Here is a 13,374-nt window from a genome sequence, read left to right as displayed (position 1 = left end):
TATATGTTGTTCACTACAAATAAAGTAAAAAAAGTGTGAAAATAGTTGTTTGCTTTCAACACAGAAGCGTATTCTTCCTCAAAAGAGACACCTTTTTTCTTTATTGAATTGATTTTAAAAAGATGGGCAAAATAATTCTCATCTCTCCGCCACCTGTTCTCTAAGCTAATTTGTGTAGTGCCTTGAAAGCCGTTTCCTAGCCCTGTCTCAAGCATATAATTTGATTTTGGTGTATAACGGAACATAATATAGAGATATCCCAAATTATCAATATTATTTTCTTAGATTAATGAAGATCAGAAAGGGGCGGGCAGCGTTGAATCGGAAATCAAATATGATGAATGACGAACAGGCAGTTGAAATTTTCAAGGCTCTGTCAAATCAAATAAGAGTAAACATTCTGCAAATGTTAAAAGAACCTGATAATAATTTTCCCCCGCGGGCCCATGTCATCAAAGAAAAAGACTTTGCTGGCGGGGTTTGTGTTAGTGATATTCGCAGCAAAGTAGGACTATCACAGCCAACAACCTCTCAGTATTTGTCTATCCTATTGCAAAGCGGACTGGTGGAAATGAAACGAATCGGACAATGGACTTATTATCGACGCAATGAGGAAACCATTAAACAGTTTGAAAAGTATATAGGCTTTAAAATATAACCTTTTAAGGAGGACCAAGAGTGGGTTTGCAAAATCATCACGCCTATAACAGCATGTATCAGAAAGACAAAATGACACTCGGATTCACCCTCCCGACTGCCAGGATGTCTAAAAATCCAATTATGGAGAATCAGCTGGAGCTTGCTCGTAAGATTGAGGAATATGGCTTTGCTTCATTATGGCTCCGTGATATTACGATGCAGAATTTGAATATTGAGGATAACGGCCAAAAGTACGATTTATGGATTTATTTGACGTATCTTGCTGCCTATACGAAGCATATTGCGTTAGTGACAGGAAGTGTAGTTCTCCCTTTGCGTCACCCCGTCAGGGTAGCCAAGGAAGCTGCATCAATCGATCAATTGTTTCCAGGTCGATTGATTATGGGAGTGGCATCAGGGGACAGAGAAAAAGACTTTACAGCTTTAGGGATATCTAAGCAAGAAAGCGGTCCGTTATTTAAAGAAAATTTCGAAATTCTCGACCGGCTGTTAAAAGAGGATCAGCCGACAATCCACAGCCACGCCGGGCTGATCGATGGTACAGATATGAGGTTAATCCCAAAGCCTGTATCTTCGATTCCGACCATGGTGACTGGATTTAGCAATCAGTCTATCGATTGGATAGCCAGGAATGGGGATGGGTGGCTTCAATACCCCAGAAGCATTATTCAACAGGCGCAGCTTATCCAGGATTATCGTGCTTTAACTGAAGTTTATGCTCCAGGAGATTTTAAACCCTTTTCTCAAAGCTTGTTCATCAATTTATTGGAAAACCCCGATGAAATGCCTGTCCCCATACCATTAGGCTTTTCCGTGGGAAGAAACCGTTTAGTTGATCTACTTCATCAATTTCAAGCAATTGGTGTCAACCATTTGGCGTTTGTTCTGTATTTTTCCAAGCGCCCGCCAGAGGAAGTTATCCAGGAACTTGGAGAATTTGTTTTACCCTACTTTCCAACCCATAAAGATACAGGGTTGCTTTAAAAATTAAATTGGATAAAAGGAGGAAGAATTATGCCAAAGAAAATAGAACTTTCAGTACTGGATCCCTCCCCAATTGTCGAGGGAGGATCTGCCGAACTTTCCCTTCAAAATACGCTTGATCTAGCAAAGAAAACAGAGCAATGGGAATATAAACGGTTTTGGCTTGCTGAACATCATAATTGGGCGGGCATGGCGAGTTCAGCATCCCCGATCGTAATTGGACGAGTAGCCTCTGTCACGGAAAAAATGCGTATTGGCTCAGGGGCAATGCTACTTTCCCATTATTCTCCTCTTTCCGTGGCTGAGCAATTTGGAACATTGGAAACCTTTTTCCCTGGCCGGATCGACCTTGGATTGGGGCGGGCACCTGGCACCGACCAACATACAGCAAATGTATTGCGGCAGCGGGTTGCTGGTGAACCTGAATTTGATGCCCGGCTTCAGGAGCTTATCGCATATCTTTATGGCACAGGAACAGCCGCTAAGAATGGTTCATTTAGGGTTCACGCCATTCCCGGAGAAAAAACAAATGTGCCAATTTGGTTGTTAGGTTCAGGGTTTTATAGTGCACAATTGGCTGGAATACTTGGGTTACCATTCTCTTTCGCAGGACATTTTGCTCCAGGTAACATGATGGAGGCCATAAAACTGTACCGGAATTATTTTCGTCCGTCTCAATTTTTGGAGGAGCCTTATGTACTGTTAGCCGTTCAAGTGGTGGCTGCTGATGAGAAACAGGAGGCACAAAGGCTTGCCACTTCGATGTATCAAAAATTTCTTTTGTTAACCCGCGGACAGCCTTCGCCCATTTTGCCTCCTGTTGATAATATGGACGAGCTTTGGAACGATAATGAACGCAGGGCAGTTGAAGAACAGCTTTTCACTTCCATCATCGGGGACCCTGCAGATGTGAAGCAGCAGCTCCATGAGTTAATAGAAAAGACTGACGCTGATGAAATTATGGCTCATACAGAGATTTTTGATCATACGGCACGGCTGCGCTCTTATGAAATTTTGGCTCAGGCGGCCGTATATTAAACAGTGTCTAGTCTAATAAAGGATGTAATTTCTGCAGATGTTAAACAGTTATATTAATGTGACTTAGATTGAAGCAGTAAAAAAAGACAAAGAAAACAACCTGTAAATTCTTTTATAGGATTGAAACGAAATTTTTAAAGAAAGAAGATGAGCATATGCCTGAAAATGATACAAAACAAATTACGGATATTCCATTCTCGGTCCTGGATCTCTCTCCGATTGCAGATGGAAGTACGCCGGCAGATTCTTTTCGCAATACTTTGGAGCTGGCCCGGCTCGCTGAAAAGCTGGGGTATAACCGATATTGGCTCGCTGAGCATCATAATATGCCATTTATCGCCAGCTCTGCAACATCGGTAGTCATTTCTCATGTTGCAGCAGGTACATCAAAAATCCGGGTAGGTTCAGGCGGCATTATGCTGCCGAATCATGCACCTCTTGTTATTGCTGAACAATTTGGCACTCTGGAATCATTATATCCGGGACGTATTGATCTTGGCTTGGGCCGTGCACCAGGCACTGATCAGCTTACCGCACGTGCATTAAGACGTGACTTGAGAAGTTCAGGAGAAGATTTCCCTGAGCAGCTGGCTGAGCTCCGGAATTACTTTGACCCTTCCCTGGCACAAGGATATAGTCATGTTAAAGCAATTCCGGGTGAGGGGTTAAACATACCTATTTGGCTGTTAGGTTCAAGCGGATACAGTGCCCAGCTTGCAGGAGAGCTTGGACTGCCGTTTGCATTTGCGAGCCATTTCTCGCCGCATAACACACTGCCGGCGATACAGCTGTATCGCCGTTCGTTTAAGCCTTCTAAAGTACTGGACAAGCCGCATGCAATGGTAGGGCTAAACATTATTGCGGCCGACACAGATCAAGAAGCTGAGCTGCTCGCTACAACATTGCGGCAGCAGTTCTTGAATTTGATGCGCGGGAAGGAAGTTCCATTGCAGCCGCCAGTGGATAATATTAATGATATAGCGAGCGATTATGAATTAGCTGCACTAGAGAATCAATTAGGAACTTCGATTGTCGGCAGTCCTCAAACCGTAAAAGAAAAGCTGGAAAAGTTTTTGGATGAAAGTCAAGCCGATGAAATCATGGCAATCGCCCAGGTTTACGATCATAAGGCCCGCCTTCATTCCTATGAAATATTGGCAGAAATTACTCAGCTAAAATAGGTCAAAACTGCGCGATCCCTACGGCAAGCTTTTAATGTTTCACAGTGAATTTTTTGTATAGAATATAAAAAAGTGCCTGTCAAAAAAATTGTGTAGTCTATCTTATCGATTTTCTAAATGGCAAAAACCTTTAACAAACCCGATATAAACAAAAGGAGAAAATAAGATGAATCCAAAATATGAAGCTGCTTTTAAACCATTTACCTTCCGTTCTGGAGTTGAAATAAAGAACCGTATTACAATGGCACCTATGACCAATACGGCGGCACATGAAAATGGTGAAGTATCAGACGAAGAAGTTGCGTATTATCAAGAACGTGCCGGTGGTGTAGGAGCAGTAATCACCGCATGCACATACGTTACCAGGAATGGAAAAGGATTCCCGGGTGAATTTGGTGCATATTCCGATTCCCTAATCCCTAGTTTAAGACGTGTGGCGACAGCTATACAGGAAAAAGGATCAAAGGCGATTTTACAAATTTTTCACGGTGGCAGAATGTGCCCGCCTGAAGAATTGCTAGATCGTCAACCAATTGCTCCGAGTGCGGTAGCAGCGGAACGGGACGATGCCGTGGTACCTCGGGAAATGACTGCAGACGAAATCGATGAAATTATTAAAGCATTTGGTGAAGCAACCAGAAGAGCAATCGAAGCTGGGTATGATGGAGTTGAAATCCATGGTGCCAATACGTATTTGATTCAGCAATTCTTTTCTCCACACTCAAATCGCAGAACTGACAAGTGGGGTGGAACTCTGGAAAAACGTATGTCCTTCCCTCTTGCTGTAGTTGACGCGGTTAAAAAAGCAGTTTCAGAACATGCAACAAAACCTTTTATCATCGGCTATCGGTTATCGCCTGAAGAAAGAGAGAATCCTGGCATCACCATGGAAGACACGTTGCAATTAGCGGACAAGTTAGCAGACCAGGACCTGGATTATCTCCATATTTCTGTCGGCGGCTATTGGAAGGGATCGATCCGTGATAATAACGATCAAACATCCCGTGTTGTTATGATTCACGAACGTGTCGGCGATCGTGTTCCTGTGATGGGTGTTGGAATGCTGCGGACACCCGATGAAGTGATGGAAGCATTTGAAACAGGTGTACCTCTAATCGCTTTAGGGAGGGAATTGATAATGGAACCTCAGTGGGTACAAAAAGTACAAGCCGGCGAAGAAGACAAAATCCGTACAACATTATCTAAAAAAGATCAACAAGAACTGGCTATTTCTGATAAAATGTGGGAGTACTATACTGCCATCCCTGGCTGGCTTCCTATTGTATAAGGAGTTCATTTATCTCATTCCATCTCTGCTTCCTTGAATTGTTCAACATAAAAATGGGAATCGTTATATTAATTGTCCTTGCTCAGCAAGTATAAGAATATACCTTATACTAAATAAGACGGACATAACTAAAATGTCCAACACTTAAAACGAATATTTTAGGTAAGAAATGTTCTATACTAGAAAAAATCCGAACTACTTCAACATTCTAATTGTACAAAGTTGAATTGTAGTTCGGATTTTTCTTCAGCGAAAATACTTTTGTCCCACCTCTCCTTTATGGAGTATGAGAGCAGAATATTTGATTATTTGTTTATAACTAGTAATTATTATTAATAAGATAATCAACAATAGACTCCCATAGAAAGGATTGGATCTAAAGTGAAACTGGGAATAAAAGATAAAACGGCACTCGTGACAGGCGGCAGTAAAGGTATTGGAAAAGCAATTGCCGCCGCGTTTGCCAAGGAAGGCACCAATGTGTAATTTGTGGCCGTGGTGAAGAAGCATTACAAGAAGCAGCAGCGGAAATTGAAAAGCTCGGAGGCAATGTGCTTGCCGTTCAGGCTGATTTAACGAAACAAGCTGATGTGGAACATCTGGTCTCCTCTGCAATCGACCGCTTCAAATCAATCGATATACTAGTAAATAATGCAGGAATAGCCAGTGGATTTGATGATTTTGAAACATTGGATATGGAGGCCTGGCAGCATATATTTGATGTGAATGTATTTGGGACTGTCCGCGTAACTAAAGCAGTTATCCCTTTTATGAAAAAAGCCGAATTTGGACGAATCATTAATATTTCATCGGAATCAGGACTTCAGCCTGATTCGTTTATGCCTCATTATAATGCTTCAAAGGCAGCAATTATCAATTTTTCAAAGAGCTTATCAAAGACATATGCCTCAAAGGGAATTCTCGTGAACACTGTATCACCAGCATTTATCATGACACCAATGCTGGAAAATCTTTTAAAGGATAATGCGAAGCAGCTGAATATAAACTATGAAGAAGCTACTCAACAATTTTTAAAGGAAAACCGTCCACATGTCGAAGTAAAACGGCCTGGAACAGTTGATGAAGCAGCGTCTGCTGTGGTTTATCTTGCTTCTGAACAGGCTTCCTTTATTAATGGTGTAAACCTCCGGGTAGATGGCGGTTCGGTTGCAAGTATATAAATTAAGCTAATTTTTAAGAAAGTGGCTGGGACATAACTAAAAAGGTCAACTCAAAAGGCTAATGATTATAGAATATTATAGCTCTTAAACAGAAAATCCGAACTGATTCGATTTCTAACTTAAAGAAATTTGAATCATAGTTCGGATTTTTCATTACCTTGAGTAAATCATTTTGGCGTCTAAAAAAGATTTAAAAATTCTTTTGCTGCTTTTGATAAGTAACTATTCTTCCTCCAAATTACTTTGGGTTCAGATATTAAGGTCTGATCCTTTAGCTGAATGACTCTAAATCCTCCCAACGAATGGAGGGATAATAATGAGAGAGGTAAGATCGTTGCACCAAACCCAGATGAAACGAGACCAAGTAACATAATTAAATCCTGACATTCGCACAGGATATTTGGTTCTAAATCTAACCGTTGAAATTCATTGACAATTTGTCCATACGCACCTAAACCATAGTTTGGCCGCAGAAGAATCAATGGCAAATCGATGATTTCCTCTAACCTGCATTGTTCTGATCCACTCCATGTCCATTTTTCAGGCAAAACAAGCACATATGGGTCACTTTCCAATGGCATTTGAGAGATACTTTTTTCTGTTATTGGACTATTTGTTATCGCAATCTCAATCTGACGTTTAGATAACATTTTTATGAGATGAATCGTTTCACCTTCCCATACTTTGAAAGTAAGACCAGGATTTTTCTCACGAATATCAACCACCTTAGAAAGAATTAGAGATGCACAATAAAGATTGGATCCCACAGATAAAATCCCGCTGGCGTCTTTCCTCAATTCTTGAATTTCAACCATTGTTTCATCAAGTTTATTTAAAAGTTCTTTTGCTCGAAGATGTAATCTTTCCCCCTCCAAGGTTAAATTGAGACTTTTGTTATCTCGATCAAATAAAATGACGCCTAGCTCTTCTTCCATTTGTTTGAGTTGTCTGCTCAAAGGAGGTTGAGCAATATTTAATTTCTTTGCAGCTGTCGTGATCTTACCTTCTTCTGCTATAGTGACAAAGTATTTTAACTGTCGAATATCCAAGATGAAACCTCCATCATACCTAAATTGTATAGTAAAAAGATAAAACAGATATTTTAAGTATTGTTAAATTAAGTATACACTATGATGTAGTTTAATTCATAAGTTGAAGGAGGGTGACTTTGTTGTTCAAAAAAAATATCATACAATTTCCCAAGCTTTTATCGGTTGGGAATATATCGAATGGATTTGTGGCCTGGCTTTTTGGTTCAGCTGGACCATTATTAATTGTTTTACAAGCTGCTGCAAAAGGTCATTTGTCTGATAGCACAACCAGCTCATGGATTTTCGCCATATATGGAATGGGGGGACTCCTAACGCTCATCGTCTCCTTATATTATGGGCAACCCATAGGCTATGCCTTTTCAATACCTGGAGCCATTCTTGTAGGCTCAAGCTTAACCCATTTTTCTTTCAACCAAGTGGTTGGTGCCTATATTATAACTGGGATCCTTATTTTTCTTTTAGGATTATCTGGCGTTGTTACAAAATTGATGAAGGTTTTGCCTATGCCAGTTATGATGGGGATGGTGTCAGGCGTCTTACTCCCTTTCGGAACTGAAATGATCGGCTCGGTTGTAAAAAATCCTTTACTCAACGGAATCCCGTTACTTGTTTTTCTTGCTCTTTCTTTTTTCTTACGATTTTCAAAAAAGTTTCCTCCTATATTGGGGGCGATCATTGCAGCCATTCTTTGTCTTAAATTTTTGCCGAACGTATCTGTACAGTCTCTCCATATCACAATGGGCATTCCCCATTTTATCATCCCATCATTTAGTTTTTCCGTTGTAGGGGAACTTGTTATTCCATTACTCTTAACGGTTATTGCTATTCAAAATGCCCAAGGGATTGCTATGTTAGAGTCCCATGGCTATCGTCCGCCGATCAATGCCATGACCAATTGGAGCGGAATCGGTACCATTATAAATGCTTTTTTTGGAGGCCACCCTGCCTGTATTGCAGGTCCCATGACAGGCTTACTTGTTAATAAAGAATCAGGAAAACTTGAACATAGGTATGTCGCTGCTATTGTATTAGGAGGATTATCCTGTCTATTAGCTCTATTCTCTCCAATGGCTTCGCAAATTCCACATGTCATTCCTGCCTCATTAATTCAATTACTAGGTGGCATCGCCATGATTAGTGTACTGGTTGACTCTTTGAAAATGAGTTTCTCTGGTCCATTCAAATCAGGCGCTCTCTTTTCCTTTATAATCACAATCTCTGGGATTTCTATTCTTCATATCGGAGCGGCATTCTGGGGTCTGATTGGGGGTACCTTGGCCACCATGTTCTTGGATAAACAAGATTTTTATAAAGCCGAATCAAGTGACCAAAACAATGAAACTAACTTGAGTGAAGCTTTTAGCAAGGACAAAATTTCCTAACACCGTTTCTTCAGACCTCGGACTACCTCTCATGTACAAAGAGGCTGAGACAAAAGGATTCTAGCCAAAGAAAAATCCGAACTTGGATTCATCATTCGAGAAAAAGAATGGTGAATCGTTCGGATTTTTTCGACCCTGCGTATTTAGTGATGAGCATTTTAGTTATGTCACAGATACTTCTTTGTATAGAAAAAAACCTCATTTACATATGATACGGTTTTACCGTAATGCATCAAAATGAGATCCATCTTATTAAGAACAAGGCTATGTAACTTTTATTTTCCCATTATGAAAAAATTCGTGTGATGCTATATGTTCGGCGACTTTTCATTTGTTTTTTATGATCATCGAGGATTTCATCTGGATACTGCCAACCATCCTTTTATGACTACTTTTTCCCCGCATTTTCCTTCTACTCTGATTTTATGCTCCATTTGTTTGATAGTCAGAGTTATTTGAACTTCCAAATAAACGGGTGAGGTAAATGTAAATTCATGCTGACACACCCGCTCTTGAGGAGTGAGAATTTCGTTCGAAACCATCATTAACACTTTTGCTGCTGTTAACATACCATGGACAATTTTATTAGAAAATCCTTGTTGTTTTGCCGTTTCTATATCTAAATGTATGGGATTGTTATCACCTAAAACCACCGCATACTGTTCAACCTCTTCTTCGGTAATTTTAAAGGCAAGCTTTTTCATCTCAAACCTCCCAAAATCAAATCCGACACTCCCTCAAAACAAAGTTGTCCATCATTATTATATAAATAGAGAGTTTGTTTAATAAAAGTAAGCTTTTGACGTTGAAATGAATTTGTGACTTCAACTACCGCTCTATAGATCTCATTTATATACATTATTTGATGTAGGGTACATTTCTGTTTTCGATGAATGCTGGGCTGTTGAAGCTCCCATGGAGTTTCAAACCATTTATAAGCCATCATTGGCATGGTCGGAGGAAGAGGAATTGTTTCGAAACCATAGTCTTTTGCCCCCTCAGCACTCAGATAGATGGAATTTTGATCACCAATCAATTGGATAAATTGCAGTACATCTTCTTGAGTAAAAATAATTTCATACTCCTTCGTTTTCATATTGCCACCTCGAATAGGACTGCTGATCCGATTCCTCCACCGCTGCCTATTGCCGCTAGTACATATTTGACATTCTCTCGTCTTTGTACTTCGTAGAAAAGCCTTGTGACCAAGATACTTCCCGAAGCTCCATAAGGATGTCCTAACGATAAAGCTCCCCCGCAAACATTTATTTGGTCACATGGAATAGAAAGTTCTTTCATACAGGCAACTATCTTCGAAGAGAAAGCTTCATTTATTTCGATTAAGTTAATATCCGCAATGGTTAACCGGTTTCTGTTTAATATGGCTTGAATAGCAGGAATAGGGGATGCTCCGGGATAATTTGGATGTACACCTGAGATTTCACTATCCAAAAATCGCAGGATAGGCCGGAAGCCATTATTTAATGCTATACTTTCTTCCATAACAAGAACAGCTGAAGCCCCGTCATGAATACCGCAGCTGTTCGCTGCTGTAACCGTACCGTTCTTTTTAAATATGGGCTTCGCCCTTTTTAATAGTACCTCAAGCTTTCTTTTTTTAAATAGTTCTTCATCCAGATGGTAATCCCCAATCGGAATGATCTCCTGAGTAAAATACCCTTTTTCATACGCCTCCCAGCTACGCTTGTAACTTAATAGTGCATATTCATCCTGCATTTCTTTCGAAATGGAATATTTTTCCGCCACATATTCTGCAGCAACGCCCATATCAGGGTCGCCAATTTTTTCAGGAGAAAATCTTGCTCTTGATGGAAAGGGAGAGGTACTCGTGCTTTCTACACCACCAGCAATGTAACAACGGCCAGCTCCAGCTTGGATATAGTAACATGCCATTCGAATCGCTTCTAATCCTGCACTGCATTGACGGTCAATTGTAAGTCCCGTTACAGAATGAGGTAATCCTGCTTCTAATGCAGCAAACCGGGCTATGTTTCCACCTGGCCCAACAACATTCCCCAAAATGATGTCATCAATCTTTTCTTCTAGTCCATTCACTAAATACTGGAGAAGCGGTACCGCAAGCTCATGTGGCTGAATTCCCGATAAAATCCCACTCACTTTTCCAATTGGTGTACGTTTCGCATGGACAATTACTGCTCTTTTAATCACTGGTCACCTTGCTTTCCATTTGTTTTATTAGCTCAGCACGAGCAATCTTTCCGCTCGTTGTATATGGCATTTCAGATAGAAAAAACCATTTGCGAGGAATTTTATAAGAAGACAAATACTTTTTACAAAGTCTTTTTAACTCTAATGGGCGTCCCTTTCCTTTCACTGCCGCAGCCACAACCTGACCCCAATACAAATCTGGCAGACCAATTACAGCAACTTCCTCAACATCCGGATGCAAGGAAATCACTTTCTCTATTTCTTCAGGAAAAATATTGATTCCTCCATATAAAATCATATTTTGCTCACGGCCTATAATATATAAATAGCCATCTTCATCAAAATAGCCCATATCATCGACTGTAGCCCATCCCTCTTCATCCTGAATTGAATGAACGGTCCTTCCATTGTGATCAATGTATCCATTTATTATCAGCCCGCTTCTTACATAGATCCTTCCAATCTCATTGGGCTTTGCTAAGACCTGATCTTGCTGCCGTATTTGTACCGCTACGCCGTAACATGGCTTCCCAACGGTTGCTGCCTTTTTCATACCATCTCGATTAGAAAGTACAGTAACAAAACTCAATTCACTGGCTCCATAAAACTCATACATGGTTATATTAGGAAAAATATGACAGATTTCTAATTTTAACCTTTCAGGCCATTTTGCACCCGATGAAAGGATTTTTATAGACTTATTGATTTGAATTCCTTGTTTCAGAAATGCCTCTGCCATTGTTGGAACAACATACATCGTTGTAATGGGATAGGATTGTATCCATGAATGCCCTTCAATAGGAGAAAATTTGTCTAATAAATAGACGGTTCCTCCTAAATACAAAGTGCTGATAGCTCCATAAAGAAAGTGAGAATGCACTAAGGCTCCAGGAATTAATACATGATCCGATTCATTTATTTCGAAGTCAAAACGGTTACAATCAAAGCTCGCCAGCCATGAATCCTGAGAACGGACAAATGCTTTAGGATCTCCGGTTGTGCCAGAAGTGAAGCCAATATAAAAAGGCAAATTTTCTTGTGTATGCCTAATTATGTTTGCTTCAAACCGGAAGATTTCCCGTAAACTGTCATCCAAACTCATTACATTTGGAATAATATGTTTAATCTGATAGTAAATCTCTCTTGTTGTGACAATGATCGAAGGATTGGAAAGTATTACTCTCTTTTCTAATTCAATTGTTTTCCATTTCAAATCATACGGAACCGCAATCCAGCCAGCCTTGGATGCACCTGCAAAGAGTTGCAGGAAAGGGATTCCATTAGGCAGAAGGATTCCTATTGTTTTATTTTCTGAATGCAGTGAGTGCAGCCAATTTGCCGTTTGATTGACTAATTCACTCCATTTTTGATAATTGATTTGTTGATGATTAGTATGAATGGCTATTTTGTTTGAGAAAATTTTAGCAGAAGTTTCATATGATTTAGTTATATTGCCCATCATTATCACCTCTATAGAAAAAGACACATCAAGGTGTATCTTTAGGATTTACATATTTTAGTTGCGTTATTAGAGTAGCTCGCTGCCAGTGATCTTGAAAAAACTGGGTGCTTTCTTAGTCTGTAAACTAAAATCGAAGCTAGTACAGCTTTTAACACATCCCCAGGAAGATAAACTAAACTAACTTTTACAGCATTTAATACTGATATGTGCATGATTAATGCTTGAACAGGGATACCAATTAAATAGATAAGCAGGATTCCAACTGTCAGATTAATAAATAAAACATGGTGTAGTTTTAAATTTGCTATACGTGATAAGAGATATCCAATAACGAATGCTGTAATTGGCCAAGAAATTAAATAACCAACACTCGGTCCAACAAATACATTTAATCCGCCTCGGCCTCCCGATAGAAGAGGTACTCCAACAGCAACTAGCAGTAAAAAGACAGTTTGGCTCATTGCTCCTAATCTTGCCCCTAATACTCCCCCTGCAATAAGGACACCTAGTGTTTGCAATGTAATAGGTACGGGTGTAAACGAAAGAGTAATAGGCGGAACGATACCTAGAGCACCCATGACAGCAGCAAACACCGCAACAAAAGTAATTTCTTTAATTTTCATTTTACGTATTCTCCTCAAAATAAATATATAATTAATTCAATTATGATAATATTCAATCGAATGATATATGTCAACCTTATATTAAAATAGTTAACATTTATTAAGTTAGTTAGTTTGGTAGGCAAGCAAAACAGCACCTTCCATACATAATGGAATGGTGCTGTTTCTGTAACGCATCTAAATAAGAATTTTTTAAACGAATTAAGGAAATAATGAAAGAAAAATAAGCGGAGGTTTTCCGATTATATGAAGAATGGGGATCATTTCGGTTATAAATAAGGGGAATTTTTTCCGTTATATGAAAAATCGAGCTCATTTTGAGGCAAATAAGCG

The 13,374-nt window shown here is 39.7% G+C and carries 12 protein-coding genes and 1 pseudogene; 7 read left to right on the top strand and 6 right to left on the bottom strand.

Annotation, left to right across the window (positions count from 1 at the left end; genetic code table 11):
• Positions 1-334 precede the first annotated feature (334 nt).
• The 6 genes and pseudogenes from BQ4305_RS12530 (at position 335) to BQ4305_RS12500 (ending at position 6,332) form a co-directional block, all read left to right on the top strand.
• Positions 335-658, top strand: a complete 324-nt coding sequence (locus BQ4305_RS12530; RefSeq protein WP_110928787.1) for an ArsR/SmtB family transcription factor — start codon at positions 335-337, stop codon at positions 656-658.
• Positions 659-678: 20 nt separating this feature from the next.
• Positions 679-1,644 (top strand): TIGR03571 family LLM class oxidoreductase, encoded by a 966-nt coding sequence (locus BQ4305_RS12525; protein WP_110928117.1) that lies wholly within the window; start codon positions 679-681, stop codon positions 1,642-1,644.
• A 30-nt stretch (positions 1,645-1,674) separates the two neighbouring features.
• Positions 1,675-2,682, top strand: coding sequence for an LLM class flavin-dependent oxidoreductase (locus BQ4305_RS12520; RefSeq protein WP_110928116.1), 1,008 nt, complete (start codon positions 1,675-1,677; stop codon positions 2,680-2,682).
• 155 nt (positions 2,683-2,837) lie between these two features.
• Positions 2,838-3,863, top strand: a complete 1,026-nt coding sequence (locus tag BQ4305_RS12515; protein WP_110928115.1) for an LLM class flavin-dependent oxidoreductase — start codon at positions 2,838-2,840, stop codon at positions 3,861-3,863.
• 166 nt (positions 3,864-4,029) lie between these two features.
• Positions 4,030-5,151, top strand: coding sequence for an NADH-dependent flavin oxidoreductase (locus BQ4305_RS12510; RefSeq protein WP_110928114.1), 1,122 nt, complete (start codon positions 4,030-4,032; stop codon positions 5,149-5,151).
• 381 nt (positions 5,152-5,532) lie between these two features.
• A pseudogene (locus tag BQ4305_RS12500) lies at positions 5,533-6,332 on the top strand (SDR family NAD(P)-dependent oxidoreductase).
• Between the two features lie 179 nt (positions 6,333-6,511).
• Here BQ4305_RS12500 and BQ4305_RS12495 read toward each other — a convergent pair.
• Entirely contained in the window at positions 6,512-7,381 is an 870-nt protein-coding gene (locus BQ4305_RS12495; RefSeq protein WP_110928111.1) for a LysR family transcriptional regulator, read from the bottom strand.
• Between the two features lie 122 nt (positions 7,382-7,503).
• Here BQ4305_RS12495 and BQ4305_RS12490 point away from each other — a divergent pair, with 122 nt between their 5' ends.
• Complete coding sequence (locus tag BQ4305_RS12490; RefSeq protein ID WP_199880679.1) at positions 7,504-8,766, top strand: benzoate/H(+) symporter BenE family transporter; 1,263 nt, start codon at positions 7,504-7,506, stop codon at positions 8,764-8,766.
• 356 nt (positions 8,767-9,122) lie between these two features.
• Here the strand turns inward: BQ4305_RS12490 and BQ4305_RS12485 are convergent, their stop codons facing one another.
• From BQ4305_RS12485 to BQ4305_RS12465, 5 genes are read right to left on the bottom strand one after another with little or no spacing between them, the layout of a single operon-like run.
• On the bottom strand, positions 9,123-9,470 hold the full coding sequence (locus BQ4305_RS12485) for a MaoC/PaaZ C-terminal domain-containing protein (protein ID WP_110928109.1): 348 nt from the start codon (positions 9,468-9,470) through the stop codon (positions 9,123-9,125).
• The gene (locus BQ4305_RS12480) at positions 9,467-9,862 is read right to left on the bottom strand and encodes a MaoC family dehydratase (protein ID WP_110928108.1); all 396 of its coding nucleotides are present in this window, start codon (positions 9,860-9,862) and stop codon (positions 9,467-9,469) included. The genes BQ4305_RS12485 and BQ4305_RS12480 overlap by 4 nt, the downstream gene beginning before the upstream one ends.
• On the bottom strand, positions 9,859-10,953 hold the full coding sequence (locus BQ4305_RS12475; RefSeq protein ID WP_110928786.1) for an acetyl-CoA C-acyltransferase: 1,095 nt from the start codon (positions 10,951-10,953) through the stop codon (positions 9,859-9,861). The genes BQ4305_RS12480 and BQ4305_RS12475 overlap by 4 nt, the downstream gene beginning before the upstream one ends.
• Positions 10,949-12,418 (bottom strand): AMP-binding protein, encoded by a 1,470-nt coding sequence (locus BQ4305_RS12470; RefSeq protein WP_234396950.1) that lies wholly within the window; start codon positions 12,416-12,418, stop codon positions 10,949-10,951. The genes BQ4305_RS12475 and BQ4305_RS12470 overlap by 5 nt, the downstream gene beginning before the upstream one ends.
• A gap of 38 nt (positions 12,419-12,456) precedes the next feature.
• On the bottom strand, positions 12,457-13,041 hold the full coding sequence (locus BQ4305_RS12465; protein ID WP_110928106.1) for a biotin transporter BioY: 585 nt from the start codon (positions 13,039-13,041) through the stop codon (positions 12,457-12,459).
• Between the last annotated feature and the right edge of the window lie 333 nt (positions 13,042-13,374).

Origin of the sequence: Bacillus massiliglaciei (genome assembly GCF_900098925.1) — a bacterium.
GTDB classification, from domain to species: Bacteria; Bacillota; Bacilli; order Bacillales; family DSM-1321; genus Peribacillus; species Peribacillus massiliglaciei.
The sequence above is the reverse complement of the archived record's forward strand: the minus strand, read 5'-3'. Positions and strand labels throughout refer to the sequence as shown.